The 17,846-nt window shown below is 50.4% G+C and carries 14 protein-coding genes; 5 read left to right on the top strand and 9 right to left on the bottom strand.

Translation table 11 applies throughout. The annotated features are described in order from the left end of the window. The first annotated feature begins 32 nt into the window (after positions 1–32). On the top strand, positions 33–974 hold the full coding sequence (locus ACFQRK_RS22760) for a helix-turn-helix domain-containing protein (protein ID WP_379010618.1): 942 nt from the start codon (positions 33–35) through the stop codon (positions 972–974). Here the strand turns inward: ACFQRK_RS22760 and ACFQRK_RS22755 are convergent. The 4 genes from ACFQRK_RS22755 to ACFQRK_RS22740 form a co-directional block, all read right to left on the bottom strand. Next, a complete protein-coding gene (locus ACFQRK_RS22755) occupies positions 967–1,731 on the bottom strand; it encodes a DUF3307 domain-containing protein (RefSeq protein ID WP_379010617.1) in 765 nt (254 codons plus the stop codon). The two genes, ACFQRK_RS22760 and ACFQRK_RS22755, sit on opposite strands and share 8 nt — an antisense overlap. Next, a complete protein-coding gene (locus tag ACFQRK_RS22750) occupies positions 1,719–2,327 on the bottom strand; it encodes a hypothetical protein (RefSeq protein ID WP_379010614.1) in 609 nt (202 codons plus the stop codon). Before ACFQRK_RS22750 ends, ACFQRK_RS22755 begins: the two co-directional genes overlap by 13 nt. Positions 2,328–2,551: 224 nt before the next feature. Continuing rightward, positions 2,552–3,730 carry an MFS transporter gene (locus ACFQRK_RS22745; protein WP_379010612.1) on the bottom strand — a complete coding sequence of 393 codons (1,179 nt, stop codon included), beginning with the start codon at positions 3,728–3,730 and terminating at the stop codon, positions 2,552–2,554. 7 nt (positions 3,731–3,737) lie between these two features. Then, positions 3,738–3,950 carry a hypothetical protein gene (locus ACFQRK_RS22740; protein ID WP_379010610.1) on the bottom strand — a complete coding sequence of 71 codons (213 nt, stop codon included), beginning with the start codon at positions 3,948–3,950 and terminating at the stop codon, positions 3,738–3,740. 216 nt (positions 3,951–4,166) lie between these two features. On the opposite strand from ACFQRK_RS22740, the gene ACFQRK_RS22735 reads away from it, so the two are divergent. After that, positions 4,167–4,352: a hypothetical protein gene (locus ACFQRK_RS22735; protein WP_379010609.1), complete on the top strand. Its 186-nt coding sequence runs from the start codon at positions 4,167–4,169 to the stop codon at positions 4,350–4,352. Between the two features lie 86 nt (positions 4,353–4,438). Beyond that, entirely contained in the window at positions 4,439–5,251 is an 813-nt protein-coding gene (locus tag ACFQRK_RS22730; protein WP_379010607.1) for an endonuclease/exonuclease/phosphatase family protein, read from the top strand. 17 nt (positions 5,252–5,268) lie between these two features. Here the strand turns inward: ACFQRK_RS22730 and ACFQRK_RS22725 are convergent, their stop codons facing one another. Both ACFQRK_RS22725 and ACFQRK_RS22720 read right to left on the bottom strand, forming a co-directional pair. Beyond that, the gene (locus tag ACFQRK_RS22725) at positions 5,269–6,675 is read right to left on the bottom strand and encodes a Gfo/Idh/MocA family protein (protein ID WP_379010606.1); all 1,407 of its coding nucleotides are present in this window, start codon (positions 6,673–6,675) and stop codon (positions 5,269–5,271) included. 182 nt (positions 6,676–6,857) lie between these two features. Continuing rightward, positions 6,858–7,823, bottom strand: a complete 966-nt coding sequence (locus tag ACFQRK_RS22720; RefSeq protein WP_379010603.1) for a hypothetical protein — start codon at positions 7,821–7,823, stop codon at positions 6,858–6,860. Positions 7,824–7,980: 157 nt separating this feature from the next. Here ACFQRK_RS22720 and ACFQRK_RS22715 point away from each other — a divergent pair, with 157 nt between their 5' ends. Further along, positions 7,981–9,249 (top strand): glycosyl hydrolase family 28 protein, encoded by a 1,269-nt coding sequence (locus ACFQRK_RS22715; RefSeq protein WP_379010601.1) that lies wholly within the window; start codon positions 7,981–7,983, stop codon positions 9,247–9,249. 22 nt (positions 9,250–9,271) lie between these two features. Here ACFQRK_RS22715 and ACFQRK_RS22710 read toward each other — a convergent pair whose 3' ends face one another. From ACFQRK_RS22710 to ACFQRK_RS22700, 3 genes are all read right to left on the bottom strand, one after another. Beyond that, positions 9,272–10,147, bottom strand: a complete 876-nt coding sequence (locus ACFQRK_RS22710; RefSeq protein WP_379010599.1) for an SDR family NAD(P)-dependent oxidoreductase — start codon at positions 10,145–10,147, stop codon at positions 9,272–9,274. 268 nt (positions 10,148–10,415) lie between these two features. After that, a complete protein-coding gene (locus ACFQRK_RS22705) occupies positions 10,416–12,095 on the bottom strand; it encodes a RagB/SusD family nutrient uptake outer membrane protein (protein ID WP_379010597.1) in 1,680 nt (559 codons plus the stop codon). A gap of 4 nt (positions 12,096–12,099) precedes the next feature. Then, on the bottom strand, positions 12,100–15,171 hold the full coding sequence (locus ACFQRK_RS22700; RefSeq protein ID WP_379010596.1) for a SusC/RagA family TonB-linked outer membrane protein: 3,072 nt from the start codon (positions 15,169–15,171) through the stop codon (positions 12,100–12,102). A gap of 413 nt (positions 15,172–15,584) precedes the next feature. On the opposite strand from ACFQRK_RS22700, the gene ACFQRK_RS22695 reads away from it, so the two are divergent. After that, complete coding sequence (locus ACFQRK_RS22695; RefSeq protein WP_379010594.1) at positions 15,585–17,825, top strand: inorganic phosphate transporter; 2,241 nt, start codon at positions 15,585–15,587, stop codon at positions 17,823–17,825. The last annotated feature ends 21 nt before the right edge of the window (positions 17,826–17,846 follow it).

The following is a 17,846-nucleotide window of genomic DNA, read 5'->3' as shown; positions in this document are numbered from 1 at the left end:
GTAAATACGGTTATATACCCTATTTTTGTAACATGAACAAACACGGACACGCACCGCGGCAGTTCGATTCGTTATCCGAAGCGATGAAAGCAGCCGGCTTTTCTGCTCCCCAGCATCCGTTGATTGCATTGGTCAACGGTGTAGACCATCCCATCGCCGGGGTGCCACCCCAGCACCGTCACGTATTGAATTTCTATAAGATCTCCTTCAGGCCTCATCTAGGCGGCACATTGCGGTATGGCCAGACGTATTTCGATTTCAGCGAGGGCGGACTGTTTTTCGCCGCCCCCCATCAGATTGTCGGCAATAACGAGCAGGTCGGCGACCGGATGGCTGAAAATCATTGCATCAATCAGCAAATCACCTTATTGATGCATCCTGATTTTCTCTTAAACTATCCCTTGGCGAAAACCATTAAGCGATACCACTACTTCTCGTATTCCATCAACGAGGCTTTGCATTTATCTGACAAGGAAAAAGAAATCATCCTCTCCATTTTCCGGAACATGGAAGACGAGCTCAATAGTCGCATCGATGACATTAGCCACGACGTAATTATTTCACAGATTGAGTTATTATTGAATTACGCCCAGCGCTTTTACAAACGGCAGTTCATCACGCGGAGGCCGATTAACGACACGGTACTGCAAAACCTGGACGCCCTACTGGACGAATATTTCGATGGACAAACGTCATTGACCCACGGCATCCCTACCGTCCAATCTCTTGCGGATCGGTTGAATTTTTCCCCGAGTTACCTCAGCGACATGCTGCGATCCCTCACCGGGCAGGGTACCCAGCAACACATTCACAACAAACTGATTGAAAAGGCCAAAGAAAAGCTTTCCACTACCGGCCTATCCGTTTCGGAAATTGCGTATGCATTAGGCTTTGAACATCCGCAGTCGTTCAGTAAGTTCTTTCGAAACAAAACCAATCAGAGCCCGATGGCGTTCCGCGAAAGCTTTAACTGACAAAACCCTTCCCGTATTTATACGCTAAGCTGATCAACAAAGCCAGCCCAAAACTGAGCAATGTACCAATTAGTACATATTCCGTCAGCTTTCGATCTTTCGCTGTCGATAAGTCACTGAAACGAAAAATTGATTTGGCGGCAATTAAAAATCCGATTGCCTGCCATTGGTTCATCAAAATAAAGCAGAAGAGGAACAGCCGTTCCAGATAGCCAATGTATTTGCCAGCATGGGTGAGTGAATCGGTTTCGGATTTTTGCACGATTCCCTGTTGATTTGATTTCCCCCGCGATGCTTCCCGCGCCTCAAGGCCCCAGCTTGACAGCGACTGTTTGATAATGATCGAAGAAACAAACGTAACGCAGATCGTTGCCACGAGAAACAACATTACCTCATTGGTAAATAGCGGTTGCAACGAAATCGCGTAGGGTTCATAAAGATAGACCGCCAATAAGATGAAACCACTATGCGCCAACTGATCCAACCAAAACAACGCCTTTTTATTTACGCGCCCATATAAATGGGTTTTCGTGATGTCAATGATCAGGTGACTTACAATGACCGTTAAAAACGCTTTCCAGTAAAAAACATCAAACTTCAGCAAAAGCAGAAGCGTCAAGGCATGGATCGCGATGTGCAGGTACAAATGCTTTGATTTATGTTTATTATCTGTTTTGCCTTTAACCCATTTATCGGGTTGAAAGACAAAATCTCCCAAAACATGGGCGAGAAATAATTTTAGACCTAACGTGACCATGCTTTGAGAATTTGGTGTTCGAAAAATTTCTCCATTCGCATCACCGCATCGTATCCACCCCGTTTGAGCGCTTCGCTGATGCTGCTTTGCGATTTATTCATTTTTTTAGCCAATGCTTCCTGGTTCATTTGGGGATTTTCAATCGCGGTCTGGATAGCCTCAGCTGTCGCTGGGCTCCAATTATCCATCGTCAGGGACGCGAGCGACAAGAGCAGGTTACCCACTTCGTCCCATTGGTCATTAGCCGTTGCGATTGCCAAGGTTTGCTTTTTTAGCGTATCAAAACACTCACCTGAAAGGATGAAAGCGCTACCCGTAGACGATGTAACTTTGCTTGAAGCATGGTCTTCCATACCAATGCCTATCGCGATTCTCACGTCAAGTGGTGTGGTTCGCTTTACGCCTGCTTTTATGTGGATCGCTGCCTTCAGCGCCTTTTCAGGAGCAACACGGATCTGAAAGCTATCCCCACGGAATAATTCCCAGTCATTAGGTTCATTTCCATACTGGCATAAGATACCGATCAGCCCGGGCTGCCATTCGTCTGCAAGTTTTGTACGGGAATTGACGATGTCTCCTGTTAATACTCCTATCATATTTATATGAATGTGTTTTTTCAAATATCGGTAAAATAGCCGATAAATCAAAATATCGGCAAATTAGCCGATAATGCAATTTATAGCCCCTACATCCGATCTGCCAGCATCGTCGCTGCGTAAACTCATTAATCAAACCGTATATGGCGGTTGTTTTCCACCGAGGTAAACTCAACGTCAAATATAATACTAAAAATATTAGTTTGAAAATAAAAGAGAAAAAGTTACATAGGTTGTTTTCCGGGCCGGTAAGCCCACAAGTAGCCCCAGGCGAGGGCGGCCACCACCATCGTCCCGAAGAAAATATACGGAATGTGGATAATCACATCGCGGTATACCCATCCTGCGAATAGCGCCCCCAAGCCAATCCCCGCTTCCAGGGCAATGTACATGGTCGCCATGGCTTTGCCACGTTGCTGTGGGTGGCTCAGGTCTATTGTCCAAGCATTTACGGCCGGCGACAGGATACCGGCGCCTATACCGTAAACCGCGGCGCCCGCAATCAGCCAAACGGAACTGTTACCCCATGTCAGGATACCCATTGACACAATAAGCGTAGCCAGCCCATACTGCATTACCGGCACGCGCCCATATCGATCCGAAAGCCTGCCGGAGAAAAACCGTATAGCTACCGAGGCGATGGTAAACGCCACGAAAAACATACCGCGGTTGGATATGCCCAGATGCGTCGTCCAATCAGGAATCAGCGTAAGGATCACCCCGTACGCTATGTAGGATAGCAGGGTGACGATCGCCGCTGGAATCACCCGTAGGTCGATGATATCGGTACGAGATATGCGAAAGGAAGACAGCTTCAGCCGTTGCCGCTGCTGTAGGGGCAATGTCTCGTTCATGTTCATTAAGATCACAATGGAAAGCAATGCGAACGCCGAAGAGCAGTAAAAGAGCGCGTCGATCGAGTATGCCTGACTAATGGCGCTCCCCACAGCCGGGCCTATGGCCATTCCCAAGCTAAAACAAAGCCCATGCACGCCTGCGGCTTCACCCCATCGTTCCCGTGGAATGATGTCGGCAACATAAGCCGCCGTTGCCGTAGGCTTAAAGCCCGTAGAAAATCCGTGTATAAGGCGCAGAAACAGAAATCCCGACACGCTGGACAGCACGGGGTAGAGGAAGCCGCACACGAAACATACGATGGAGCCCACGGCCATCACGGGCACTCGTCCTATCGTGTCAGTTAGCTTGCCACTAAACGGTCTTGAAATACCCGCCGTGAGCGTAAACAGTGCAATGATAAGCCCTTTATATTCTCCACCGCCCATGCTGCTCAGGTATTCCGGCAGTTCCGGGATCAACATATTGAAGCTTGCGGAAAAAAGCAGGGAACTCAAACAGAGCAGCACAAACGGCAACCGGTAAATCGACGGCGAAGCATCCTGCATGGGTCACTCACTCTTCCGCCTTATCCCGCCGCAGGATCACCGACACTATCCCGATCAGGGCGACCAGGATCACGCCTGCGGTAATCGCATACAGCCGATGATCATCGCTGAATTCCGGAAGCCGACCCGCTTTCTTCAAACCTTCCAGAACCGCGAAGGATAGCAAAGTCGCTATCATCAGGATAGCTAAGCATAGTTTCGATTTATTAATTTCATTCATGATTATCTCCTTTGCCGGCCGTTATCTGACCCACCCAATTAACACTTCGCCGTTTGGTTTCTGTATTTGGTTAATTGCAAAGGTAAAAGTTTTCGGCATGGATCAAAATTTTGCCCAACGCTTAAGCCATTGATCAGAATCCGATATTGCACACGCTGATTGCACAAACTTTTTCGTTAACTTTACGAACGAGTTGACAAACCGATTCTTAGTATTATGAAGCGACGAGAAACAGATTCAAAAACGGACGCGGGCTATACGTATGCCGACCAGCCGACCACTTGTCCGAAATGCGGAAACCTTACCACATTCGTGGGATCTTTTTTCCAGCCCGCAACGCAATGGCACACGTGTCTATCGAGGAGCTGCCGGTATTCGTTTATCCAGGTCGCAGACGAGTAAATTACAACCCCTCCCATCCTATTATGCAAACGAGTTTACGATACCTATGTACGTTATGGCTAGCTTTTTTCAACTGTGTTGCTACGATGAGCGAAGCCCAGCAACCTTCTGCCCGAAAAGCCCAATTCCGTGCGGCCACCTACAACATACGCTATGATGCCGATGCCGACAAGCAATCCGGCAATGGTTGGAACGTACGCAAAGGCCCCTTGTCCGATGTGATCCGTAACCATCAATTCGACGTGGTTGGCACCCAGGAAGGCGATGCCACCCAATTGGCAGACCTGAAGGGCCTGCTACCGGGTTTTGATTACGTAAGCCACCCCTATGGCGGTAAAGGCGATTTGCATAATTGCGCCACTTTCTATCGCACCGCCATGTTTGAGGTGCTGGACAGCGGCGTATTCTGGTTTAGCGAAACCCCTGATGAGCCTAGTATTGGCTGGGACGCTACCGACCGGCGTATTTGCAACTGGACAAAATTCAAGGTGAAGGAAACCAGCAGGGAATTTTACTTTTTCAACGTCCATTTCTACTGGCAGCTGGAAGTAGCCAGAAGAGAGTCGGGGCCGCTGCTCGTCGAGAAAATCAAGGAAATCGCCGGGAAAGTCCCCGCCATTTGCGTGGGCGATTTTAATTCCACGGTTGAAACCTACCAGATTAAAACGATAAAAACACTGCTCCACGATGTGTATGACCGCAGCGAGACTCCCCGCCAGGGAGTAGAAAATACCAACTTAGGAGGTGGTGTTTTTCAAGGCGAACCCAAAAATCGCATCGACTATATCTTTCTGACGTCCCATTTCGAGGTGAAGGATTACCAGGTGATTTCCGATGTCTATAACGAAAATCGCTATCCATCGGACCACTTGCCTGTTACTTCGTCGTTAGCATTTTAAGTTCCTCTTGACACAAACTAAGCCATTTCCCATCCCGATCGCACCGGCTCCCGGAGAAACGGATCTGCTTCAGGCAAACCCTTCGCCCGCATGTTCTCGCTATCCCAATAAATCTTCTTTCCCCCCAGTCGGAGCGACAAGACGCCAAGCAGCGTTATTTCGGTAAGGCGGGCTCCGTATTCAAAATTCGAACTCGCGGCCGGTCCGCCTTTAATGGCATCAACCCAATCTCGAAAGTGTCCATTCGAACGGGGGATACTGGGCTTTGGCGGATTATATCGCTCGCGGCGCCTTTCAGGAAAGATCCGCGGGTTTGAACCTCCCGCTCCCGTTACGATAATACCTTTCTTTCCAATAAAAAGCGAACCACGACTAGGCAGTTCCACGTTATCGGGCAGCAGTTCCGGCCGGGGAGGCTGCAGCCCTCCTGAATACCATACCTGCTTAAATTCGGGCTGATTGCCGTTTTTCGCAAAATGGTAGTACCCGATTTCACCGTAAGGGGCAATATTCGCATCGCTATAGCCCGCGGGCAGTACCTCAACGCTTTCAGGCGCATGAAGGTCAAATGCCCAAACCGAAGCATCCAGATCGTGGCAACCAAAATCGCCCAATGCGCCGCAACCCAGTACCCAAAAATCCCTCCAGGTTACCGGTACATACTCTTTATGACAAGGCATATAAGGTGTAGGTCCCAGCCACAGGTCCCAGCCGATCGATTGTTCATCGATCGCAGGCCCCGCGGGCAATCCCTTTAAACCTGGATTCCACCGCGAAGCAGGCACCCAGGTATGTGCCTCTTCAACTTTCCCGATCGCACCGTCGCGAAGATACTCAACCGTCTGCCGTATTCCTTCCCCGCTGTGAAGAACATTTCCCATTTGCGTCGCCAGACCGGTTTCCAAGGCAACCTCCCTTACTTTTCGCGCCTCCCAGACGTTATGCGTCAGGGGCTTTTCACAATACACGTGCTTACCGGCCCGCAACGCTTTTATCGACACGTACGCATGCGTATTATCGGGCGTTGAACACATGATGGCATCGAGAGATGATTCTTTCTCCAGCATCTCCCTGAAGTCAATATATTCATTGATTCGGTAATTCCCGTTGGTCGATTTATAATGGCTCTCGATCATTTCCTTTACCGGTTCACGCCCCGCCTTAGACTTGTAGTAGAAATCTTTTAAGTCCCAGTATTTAGCAGGATCAGCAACCGCCGTAATCTGTACATCCTTCAATTTCAAGAGCTCTTCCGCGTTTTGCCTGCCTTTGCCGCCCGCCCCAACAATGCCTACCGTTATTTTATCGCTGGGTGCCAAAAACCCTCTTCCGCCCAGCACATGCCTGGGAACGATCATAAACCCAGCCGCCGCGATTGCCATTCCTTTTACAAATTCTTTGCGTGAATATTTGCTTTGCTTCATATCACAATTTTAATTGGGGTAAACGAGTAAAGTGCTTTTCAAACTTACGTAAAAAATGAGAATTAAGATTAAGGGTTTAAAAAAAACCGAAATCCGGCGTTCTCCCGATGGGATCCCGTATTTCCGGCTTTCGTTCGCGTGCAGAGAATGTTTAACGGTCAAAGCAGCCGATGGGTCAGCGCCTATCTGTTCGTGTTCCGGTAAAAATACACCCTATCAAACGCCCTGTAAAAATAAGGTGGTTTATCCGGGTCTTTCTGAATTTCCATAATCAGCCGGCTACATTCGTCGCGGCTTCCAGCATGAGCGATGGGAAACCTGTATTGTCCGAGTACAGCGTCATACACAAACGAGACGACGGGAGCATCCGGCCGCATAAGCGAGCTAAACAAATACTGTCGTCCCTTCTTTTTCCAGGAAAGAATTGGCCGTCTCCGCCATTCGGCGTCTTTAGGCCATCCGGTCTTTCCCTGAAGATAACTCGCGTATAACCGTAACTCCAATTCATATGCCACCGGACGCCCACTCGCAATTCCTGGCGACCCTTTCTGCTCTTGGGCAACAAAAGCATCCAACGAGGTTCTAAACGGGGTATCCGCAACATTGATCAACGATCCATCACGTTCCACAATAAAGCAAATAGATGTCCTGTCCTGTAAACGATCGATCCAACTATGCCCTTGGCTTATTTCCGCTTTCAGGTAGTCATGGAGTCGCCGAGAAAACGCTTCCATTCCTCCCAACGGCTCAACCATGATTTCGATGGACTGAAAAATTTGGTCCGTCGTATACCCTTTCACGCTTACCAATGCCCGATCCGTATAACGGTCAAAATAAATTTGCCCCGTTAACCTCGCGTGCGAGGTACCACCTAAAATTTGATTGATCAGGCCATCCAACGTATCCAGGGTATATTCAGGCAAAGGAGTCTTCGGAGCTATATGGAGTTTAAACCGTAACGCTAGGGTATCAAATTTCAGCTCAAAATCGCGATGGAGATCTCGTATGCCGGTTCCGGACAATACTTGCTCAAATGCGGTCTTTAACCGTTGCAAGGTTCCCGGAGAAACGGGCTTCTCCTCGGCTATCTGGCCATCCACCCCCAAAACCGGGAAAAGCATCAAGAGCGCCAGGAACGCCGTTTTCATATTTATCGCTAATCTACTAAAGCGCTAATCTACTAATTTCAAAAACAATACGCCAACCTGTCGATCCTCCCTGTCTCCTCCACTCCGTGGCGCCGTTCAAAATTTTTATGTATAATTGGTGGATTATGACAAACGATTCACCCGTCTCTCACACCCTATGAAGTCCACATCTTATTCGCTGTTTGTATTCTTTCTTGCATGCCTATTGCAGGCAAACGCAAAGCACGGGCCTGTAATCACGCCTAACGATTTTTCTGGCAGCGACATCGAGCGCATTCGTCAGGCGATTGCCGCTGCGAAAGGCACTACAAACAAAGTGGTTATCCCGCAATGGAATTCCAATGGAACCACTTATTGGGAAATCGATAGCGCCATATTGTTACCAAGTAACATGACGGTGATTCTGGATAATTGTACCATCCAACTATCTGATCGCTGCAGAGACAATATGTTCCGGAGTGATAACGTAGGTGCCGGTATCAGTCACCCGGACTGGAATTACAACATTCAGATTGTGGGTGTGGGCGAGGCGCTCCTGCAGGGAGCAGCGAACCCAAGGGCTACGGGCGACGCATACCGGAAGCTGACTACCTCCAACGAATCAGGCCGGGTCAGTTACGGCAGCGATGCCGGCAAGAAAGACGTGAAACAAACCGGAGATTGGCGCAATAACCTGATTCAAATCGCTTATGTTGATGGGTTTAAATTAAAGAACGTCACCATAAAAAATTCGCACGCTTGGGCTACCTGCTTTGAACGCACCAAAAACGCGGAATTATCGGCGTTACGATTCATCAATCCTGAATACATTACGGTGGATGGAAAGACCGTCAAGGCATATAACAAAGACGGTATAAATTTAAGGCACGGTTGTAAATATTTCCGCATCGACAACATAACAGGCATCAACGGTGACGACCTGATTGCTCTTTCCAGTCTTGACGTTGCACCTTACTTTCATACTTCGGGGGATATCCATTCCTATCAGGTCACGTCAACCAAATGGCGTGGGCCCGAAGACGACACTGAGCAGGTTTTCATCACCAATTGCCAAACCAACTACACGGGCGTAGCCATCAGGGCAAGCGATTCTGCCAGTATCCATCATGTTTACATTGACGGCGTCATTACCCAGGCGCGCCCGGATACACCCCCGCCTTATGGTGGCAGTCCTTACACGCTGTTAGTGGGCGGCCAAGGTTACGGCGCGGCATCTATCCCGGGGAAGATCCACCATATTTACGCAACGAATCTTACCGGAGACGGCAAGTCGCTAATACTGGTCGCATCCCCCATAGCTGATAGCCAGTTCCTCAACAGTGTATATACCGGTGCGGCGCCGACAGCCATTACGTATCAGATTGAAAAAGCACAAACAAAAAATGTATTGGAAGTCAATCTGATGAAAGCACCGATGGGTGAGTGAATAGTTGCCAAGTATCATCCCATTAACCGGGAATCTCAAACCAAATCCCCGTCAACGACTCACAGCGCTCCCACAACTGTTCAGCTACATTGCGGGCATTAGCGGGCAAGCGTGCCCGCTTTTTTTTCCGTTTTACGTAATAGCCGCCATTCTGCAAATCTGCGTTTTCCTGTGCTGCAAGATACACCATTGTATCCGCACCCTGCCTTACAGAACTTAAAAAAGGCCGGAACCATCTGAAAAAATGATGATATACCGATGTGCTGTCTTTGGCGAAATTGGAAGCAATCACACCCGGATGAAACGCATACATCCCTATGCGATTGGGGTCATCTGCCAACTGCTGCCTCCGTGCAAACTCAACGCCCAGGAGGATAATGTATAATTTTGCGTCTCCATATGCCTGTTGAGCGTTGAATTTCGTTTCATACATCAGGTCATCGAGGTTAGGTTTTCCCAACATGTGGGCCATCGAAGACGTATTGATGATTTTGGCCCCAGGCCGTCTTTGCAAAGCAGGCAAAAGCAGCGCCGAGCACATAAACGGAGCCAGCACATTCAACGCGATGGTCCGTTCCCAGCCATCCACAGTTTCCTGCCGCACTTTATTCATCACACCACCGGCATTGTTGACGAGCACATCCAACGAGTCATACCGTTGATTAAAGGTGTCGGCCAGCTTAACCGTGTCCGCCCGGCTTTCCAGATCGGCAATCAGGATATCCAGTTTCGCATCCGGATATCGGACCTGTATCTCCTGCTTTACCAAGGCGGCTTTCTCCGCATTACGCCCGTGTAGAATCACCTCAAACCCATTCGCTGCCAATTGAAATGCAGCCGCCTTTCCGATGCCTTCCGTTGCTCCGGTAATTAAAACCCGTTTGGACCCCGCCCTCATATGCTAGATGCTATACTCATATTTACATTTACTTTTCAGTTGTTCACTATCGCACTCGTTAGGGCCACCAAGTCATATTGGCCTAAGCAATCAACAACTTCACAGGCCGGGACGAGCATAGACTCGAAGTCAAACCGTACGTCGAGCCAAACTAAGCATAAAATTTGAGTATACGATTACCGCGCCCTTTTTCATGCCGTTTCGAAGCGAATTAAAAAAAGCGAGGCTGCCCCAAAAGTAGTTTTGAGGCAGCCTCGAATCCGTTCAACTAGTTATACCCCGGATTTTGCGGAAAAGCCTCCGAACCGCCGGCCGTACGATCTATCTGGTCCTGAGGGATTGGCCGCAGCACATGGTAGTCCTGGATGTTGTCGCCCCCGTCGGGATTATGCGCGCGTACCCGGTCTACCAACGTATGCGTACGCACGAGATCATACCAGCGCAGCTGCTCACCGAGAAGCTCACGGCCACGTTCTTCCAGTATCAGGTCGAGCGAGAGCTCCCCGGCCGTCACCATCATCGCGGCCCGCCGATTTGCGTCTTCGGCTTCATCCAGCCCATCATAAGCCGCGCGCCCGCGTACCTCGTTAAGATAAGTTACCGCTTTCGCTTCATCGCCGGCATACATTAACGCCTCGGCGGCGATCAGGTAAGTTTCGGCGAGCCGGAATGCGAGAAAATCGCGCGAACCAGCTTCGTAGTTCATATCCGGCCGTTCCGGATCGAGAAACTTTGTCAGCGTCGGATAGAGCTTCTGCGTGTAGTCAGCCGGCTCAATGACCAGAAAATTCTTTGACGCCTTTACCGCGGGATCAAGCTGGTAACCCGGCAGCCAGACGGCCGTGTCTCCCTCCGCATAGGTTACCTCCTTGCCATTCACGGTATAGGTACCCGGGCGGGTACATAAAAATACGTCCTTGAAACTTTTCCGGTAACGCGTATCGTTTACCCGATCAGCAAACAGCGTTTCCAGGGTATAGGTAGTCGGCATAAACCGCTTCCAGGGCTGGCCATCACGCACATTCCGGTTCATCCCCGGCAGCACATCATACTCCATCAGGAAGTACCGGTGCGCCGCATTTCCCGTTCCATCCGCTTCCGAATTGGCACCGTTAGTGATCGCGTTTTTTGTATATTGGATCGCCCAGATCACTTCCGCATTACGTTCTCCCGAACCCTGTTCGAACACCTTAGCAAAATCATCCAGGAGCTGAAAACCATAATCGTTAATCACCTGCTCGGCAAGTGCACCCGCTTCAGCATAGTCGCTGTCTTCAGCCGCCTCCGAAGTAGCCCGGGTAAGCAGCACGCGGGCGAGCAGATGTGCCGCAGCAGGCTTGATCGCCCGCCCGTAATCCGGCGACGTTTCCGGAAGTTGCTCAATCGCGAAACGGAGATCCTCTTCGATCACTGCATAAACTTCCGAAACCGGGCTCCGAGACGCTTCCGTAGTTACCTCGGTCGTTTCGTTGACGCTAAGGTGCACCGGGCCGAATTGCTGCACCAGCGTAAAGTAGTAATAAGCCCGGAGGAAGCGAGCTTCCGCAACACGCACGTTCCGGATCTCCTCACTGAGCCCCTCAACCGTCGGTGCCCGGTCTATCACCGCATTGCAGGTGTTTATGCCAATATAGAGGTTGTTCCACAGGTCGCGCACAAACGTGGTCCGCGGATCAAACTGCGACGTATACTCATTGACGAATTTGTAGGAACCATCCGACCCCATGGTGTACGTGTCGGTTCCAAAAACGGTAAGGGTCATGCCCAATTCATTGGCGTGAAAGGTGCGCAGCGTGGAATATGCAGCCCTGACACCATCTTCAAAGCCCTCCGGCGTAGATAAGTGGGTATCACCCACCTGCGAGCGGATTTCCTCATCCAGCATGCGTGAGCAGGAGCTCCATACGACAGCCAGAAAGAGAGCAGATATCATTGATAATTTAGCCATTTTCTTAGAATTTAACGTTTAAACCAAAAAGCCATGTGCGCTGGGGCGGCGTATCTACCGGAAGCTGCTCGCTATCCGCATTAAAATCGATACCCTCAGGGTCGATACCCTGATGCCTATTGACGTAAGACGAAATAATCAGCGGTTGCTGGGCACTAACGTAAATGCGCAGTGACTCCGCCTCGATTTTTGCCGCCCAGCTTTTCGGGAAGTTATACCCGAGGTTAACGTTTCGGATCTTCAGAAAAGAACCGTCGAAATACGCCATAGACGTATTATAAACCGGCTTTTCCTGGTTCTGGTTGGGCCGCGGATAAGCGTTAGTGGGGTTATTCGGTGTCCAGTAATCGACATCCAGGTTGTTATAGCGGCCAAATAAGGTATTGTGCACCTCGTGGAAACGGCTGTAGATCATGTTGCCGTGGTTGAAGTAGAGAAATACGGAAAGGTCAAACCCCCGGAATCCAAAGCGGTTTGTTAAACCGCCGGTCAGTGACGGCCGGTTATTCCCCAGGATGACCCGGTCCAGGTCATTGATCACCCCATCTTGGTTCTGGTCTTTAATTTTGATTTCACCCGGCACCCGGCCATAGCTTTCAGCCGCATCGGCCTCGTGGGTTTGCCAGATGCCTATTTTTTCAAAATCGTAATATACCTGAATGGGCTCGCCGATAAACCAGCGGTTTCCCACATCATCCTGGCTACCGCCGTAGAGTTCAAGGATCTTCTCGTTGTTCGTCGCCAAATTCAGATCCGTACTCCAGCTAAACCCACCTTCCCGTTGGGGCCTGATATTTTCTGTGGAAATGCTGAACTCGAAACCCGTATTCTGCGTTGCACCCACATTCTCCATGACCGAGCCATAGCCGCTGGTGAACGGAAGCTGGCGTTGCATCAACAGATCGCGTGTCTTTTGCTGATAGTACTCCGCGGCACCCGATATCCGACCGCCCAATACGGCGAAATCCAGACCAAAATTAAACTGGCGGGTCGTTTCCCACTTTAGGTTATCGTTGCGCAATTGGTTGGGGCGAAAGCCGAATGCCCCCGTCTCATCAAACGCATAGGTTGTCCGGCGGAGCAATCCCTGCGTGCCGTACGGATCAATCCCGGTATTTCCCGTCTCCCCGTAGGTTGCCCGGAGTTTAAGCAAGTCAAAAACACCATTCCCCTCCATAAACGATTCGTTGCTGATGTTCCATCCCAAGGCGACCGAAGGAAAGAAGCCATACCGATGGTTCCTGCCGAAGCGCGACGAACCATCGATACGCGCGGTGAGCGTCACCAGGTAACGATCGTCGAATACATAGTTGGCGCGCCCCATGTAGGATAAGATGTCCCACCGCTCGAAATCACTGCCCGTGCCGAGAATCTCTTCGGCAGCCCCAAAGTTGTAGTACTGCATCTCTTCCACCGGAATGCCGCGCACGCTGATATTCGTAGCTTCATATTGCCTATGCTGGATGCCGAACAATCCGGTCAGCTCCAACGCATGCACCTCGTCGAATACCTTATTGTATTTTACGATATTTTCCAGCGTGTAGTTAAAAACGAGGTCCTCATTGCCCTGAGCGGCCGAAGATCCGCCTAAACGAGCATTGGTAAACTTACCCTGGAAATTGCCGACCCGGTTCTGCACCAGGTCCGGCCCGAAGTTCAGCCGGTAGCTGAGGCCCTCCGCAAGTTCCACCTCGCCATAGATGCTGCTAAACAGGCGGAGGCGCTTATTCCGGTTGAGCAGCGCACCGGGCACCAGTTCAGCCAACGGATTGCTCCGCAGTCCGTCGGGCGTCGGCAAAAAAATCAGCTCCCCATTGTCATCGTATGGAACACCCAGTGGATTTTCCAACAACGTGTCGTCGTACGGATTAAGGCTTTGTCCGTTGCGGACACTATAATTTCCAAGTATGGATGCGCCGATGCGTATGCGGTCGCTGATGTCGTGATCCAGGTTCACCCGCATGGCGTACCGGTTAAAGTCTTGGACAGAAATGACCCCTTGGTCATTCATATAATTGAAGCTCAGGTTAAAGCGCGTCTTCTCCGAGCCGCCCCTTACGCCCAGTGAATGATTCATGCTATTACCTGTTTCGAGCATCAGGTCTTGGTAATTGGTGCTGATCCCTGCGGCGATCGAAGCTAACTCCACCGGCGAAAACAGACCCGGCGTATTGGCGTCGGCATTCGGATCACCATCGTCGTAGTCGCCCGTAGCCCGGCGCGACTCCCGCTTGAACTCGGCAAATCTAGCGCCGTCCATCATGTCAATCTGTTTATACGCATTCGAAAACCCAAACCAGGTGTCGTAACTCACCACCGTTTTTCCTGTATTGCCCCGGTTCGTCGAAATGATCACCACGCCATTGGCACCTCTCGACCCATAGATTGCGGTAGCCGAGGCATCTTTTAACACCTCCATCGAAGCAATATCCTGCGGGGGTATGTCCTGCAAACCACCCGTAATCGGGATGCCGTCAATGACGTACAACGGATCATTCCCTGCGGAAAACGACCGGTTACCCCGGATGCGGACCGTAGCCCCGCCACCCGGCTTATTGCTGGTATTTGTCACCAAGACACCTGCCGCCCTACCCTGCAGCGCCTGTGATGCCTGGGTTACCGGCACCTCTTGGATCGATTTCGCATCTACCGAAGACACGGCGCCTGTGATGTCACGTTTGCGTTGGGAACCGTAGCCGACCACCACAATCTCATCCAGTTCATTGGCCTCTTCGGGTTGCATGGATACGATGATCTCTTCGCCGGGGTCTGACTGCACGGGGTATTCCTGCGTAACGAAGCCGAGAAAAGAGATCACCAGGGTAGCCCCATCCGTTGGGATGGCGATGGCGAAATTGCCCTGCTCATCGGTAGACACCCTGGTATCGGTCCCTTTGACGCTCACCGTCGCACCGGCAAGCGGCTGTTCCGACCCGTCAACAACCTTTCCACGGATGGTCGCCTGGGCGACAAAGTCACGAGCGCCATCTGCAATGGCAGGGCCGCGTGCAGCCGCGGAATGGACAGCCAGCAGCATCAACCAGCAACTGAGAAATACAGATTTGATTTGTTTCATACATTAAACATTTAACTATTAATAGATCTAACTGGTAAACAATAACCGGGTAACCGGCTTACGATAAGCCGGTATCTGTTAGTAGTATCTGGAGTATGAAAGCAAACCTTGTTTGCATTTCGGGGGAAAATGAAGAGTAATGTGTAACCCCCCCAGCCCCCTCGTAGACAGGAATTAAAACGCACGGAAAAAGCCCAATGTTTCAGCTGTGTTAAGGTTTTTTTACGAAAACGTTGTAGTAGTATGGCTGATTTCCCGCGCAAGTGTGAGCAAATGGTGCCGCAACGCGGTTCATGCACGCCCGAAAGTATCTTCCAAAGGAAGCGTGGCGGCCGCCCTATTGACTATTGTGCAGGTATTAACAATTAAGTAATATTAAGTTTATATTTTTGCGCTGTTCCAGTTTAATTTTTATGGATTACTTACTGTTTATTGTTGCACTTTTACTCCTTCTGGCCATTGCAGACCTCATCGTGGGGGTAAGCAACGATGCCGTAAATTTTTTGAATTCGGCAATCGGAAGTAAGGTCACTACGTATCGGAATATCATCCTGATCGCCAGTGCGGGGATATTAGCCGGATGCTTCTTTTCCAGCGGAATGATGGAGATTGCCCGTAAAGGAATTTTCCAGCCCCAGCATTTTACGTTTGATAAAGTGATGTGGATTTTTCTGGCGGTTATGCTTGCCGATATTGTATTATTCGACATTTTCAATGCCCTCGGCCTGCCCACATCGACCACCGTTTCGATCGTCTTCGAACTGCTTGGTGCCGCGGCGATTGTCGGTTTCCTGTTCGCCGCAGAGAAAGGGGAAGCCATCGGCGAGGTAATGAAATACATCAATGCCGAAAGTACATTTTCCATCATATCGGGTATTTTCTTATCGATCGTGATTGCATTTACGGCGGGGGTGGCCGTCCAATATGCGGTCCGGTCGGCCTTTACCTTTCAATACGAAGACAGGTTGAAAAGCCTGGGAGCCCCTTTTTCCGGAATGGGAATCACCGTGATCATCTACTTTCTGTTGATCAAAGGACTTAAGGGCACGACGCTGGCACAAGCCGACTGGGTAAGAACGCTAAACGACAACATCGTTGTCTTTATACTGCTTATCCTGGTTGTTACCACGGCAATTTCATTCTGGCTGCAGCGCCAATTTCGCGTAAACCCCATCAAGATTGTCGTCATCGCCGGCACATTTTCCCTGGCAATGGCATTTGCCGGAAACGACCTGGTCAATTTTATTGGCGTTCCCATCGCCGGATTGATGGCATACCAGAACTGGGTCGACAGCGGCGTTCCCGCCGATGCACTGTATCAGGATTACCTGGCGACAAGCGATGTCATCGTACCCACCTATATGCTGGGAATAGCCGGACTTGTCATGGCATTAACTATCTGGCTAAGCGCCAAAGCCAAAAAAGTTACGGAGACAGAAATCAGCCTGAGCAAGCAGGATGAGGATGGAAGTGACGATCGCTTCAAGCCAAATACCGTATCCCGGCGGGTGGTAAAAACCGCTATGTTATTAGGCAGCGTCTTTGATACGTTTATCCCCCGTAATATCAAGCGGCGATACGACCTGAGTTTCGAACGGGACAAGCTACGCAAAGCCACCCGGGTGGATCAGGATGCACCCGCTTTTGACCTCATCCGGGCGGGAACCAATCTCGTGCTCGCGAGTATACTCATCGCATGGGCGACATCGCTGAAATTACCACTGTCTACCACCTATGTAACGTTTATGGTCGCAATGGGCACGTCGCTAGCGGACCGCGCATGGGGCCGCGAATCGGCTGTATATCGGGTCACGGGCGTACTCAGCGTAATTGGCGGGTGGTTCATCACGGCATTGTTCGCGTTTTCGGTGGCCGCGTTCTTTGCATTCGTGATTTACCAGGGCGTACTGCCCACGGCCATTCTGCTGGGCGTGGTCGCCGTTTACATCGTCGTTTCCAATATAAAATTTGCCCACCGGGAACGTCAGTCAAAAAAAGAGAAAAGCCGGCTCAGCCTACTGGAGGAGCCAGACCTCGATGTGTACATCCGCAGCAAAAACACGCTTGTGACCATGATCATTGAAGCATCCGGCCATTACAGCACGATTTTGAACGGCATACGCAATGGCGATGCATCGGCCATAAAGAAGACCGACAACGAGCTCCAGGAGCTAATCAAATACACGTATAAACTCAAACGGAACAGCCTTCGGGCGATCCGGCAGCTTGGCGCCGCCGACCGGCGATCCGCAGAGGTGATCGTGCACGGTGCGGACCTTATCCAGGACCTGCTTCAGTCGGCAAAGTTCCTGAGTACTGAAAGTCTCCAGTATATCGAAAACCTGCACGAATCCCTTGCAACCGGGTTTATTGCCACCCTTGAGGAGTTAGGCGTAAAAATGGACAAGTTTTTCACGCTGGTCACCAACCAGCTTAATGAGGAAGACGGGCCGAATGTGTCGCTGATCCGCAAAAGCCGCAATGAAATCCGGGAATTCATCAACACCAATTTCGGGAATGAGCTCGATCTTATCCGGCGAAAAAACATCGGCAGTAAGCAAGCGCTGCTTCAAACCAGTATTTTTCTCCAGAGCCGGGACATTCAGGCTGTGCTGTTCCGGATATGCAAGATTTATGGCCGGTTTGAAAATTAAGTAGCCCCACCCTGCCGGACC

Origin of the sequence: Parapedobacter sp. GCM10030251 (genome assembly GCF_042666505.1) — a bacterium.
GTDB lineage: Bacteria > Bacteroidota > Bacteroidia > Sphingobacteriales > Sphingobacteriaceae > Parapedobacter.
This window is presented reverse-complemented; position numbering and strand designations above follow the sequence as displayed.

Coding starts and splice junctions, on each gene's coding strand:
- ACFQRK_RS22760 (WP_379010618.1), top strand. CDS start 33: ATGAACAAACACGGACACGCACCGCGGCAGTTCGATTCGTTATCCGAA.
- ACFQRK_RS22755 (WP_379010617.1), bottom strand. CDS start 1,731: ATGGTCACGTTAGGTCTAAAATTATTTCTCGCCCATGTTTTGGGAGAT.
- ACFQRK_RS22750 (WP_379010614.1), bottom strand. CDS start 2,327: ATGATAGGAGTATTAACAGGAGACATCGTCAATTCCCGTACAAAACTT.
- ACFQRK_RS22745 (WP_379010612.1), bottom strand. CDS start 3,730: ATGCAGGATGCTTCGCCGTCGATTTACCGGTTGCCGTTTGTGCTGCTC.
- ACFQRK_RS22740 (WP_379010610.1), bottom strand. CDS start 3,950: ATGAATGAAATTAATAAATCGAAACTATGCTTAGCTATCCTGATGATA.
- ACFQRK_RS22735 (WP_379010609.1), top strand. CDS start 4,167: ATGAAGCGACGAGAAACAGATTCAAAAACGGACGCGGGCTATACGTAT.
- ACFQRK_RS22730 (WP_379010607.1), top strand. CDS start 4,439: ATGAGCGAAGCCCAGCAACCTTCTGCCCGAAAAGCCCAATTCCGTGCG.
- ACFQRK_RS22725 (WP_379010606.1), bottom strand. CDS start 6,675: ATGAAGCAAAGCAAATATTCACGCAAAGAATTTGTAAAAGGAATGGCA.
- ACFQRK_RS22720 (WP_379010603.1), bottom strand. CDS start 7,823: ATGAAAACGGCGTTCCTGGCGCTCTTGATGCTTTTCCCGGTTTTGGGG.
- ACFQRK_RS22715 (WP_379010601.1), top strand. CDS start 7,981: ATGAAGTCCACATCTTATTCGCTGTTTGTATTCTTTCTTGCATGCCTA.
- ACFQRK_RS22710 (WP_379010599.1), bottom strand. CDS start 10,147: ATGAGGGCGGGGTCCAAACGGGTTTTAATTACCGGAGCAACGGAAGGC.
- ACFQRK_RS22705 (WP_379010597.1), bottom strand. CDS start 12,095: ATGGCTAAATTATCAATGATATCTGCTCTCTTTCTGGCTGTCGTATGG.
- ACFQRK_RS22700 (WP_379010596.1), bottom strand. CDS start 15,171: ATGAAACAAATCAAATCTGTATTTCTCAGTTGCTGGTTGATGCTGCTG.
- ACFQRK_RS22695 (WP_379010594.1), top strand. CDS start 15,585: ATGGATTACTTACTGTTTATTGTTGCACTTTTACTCCTTCTGGCCATT.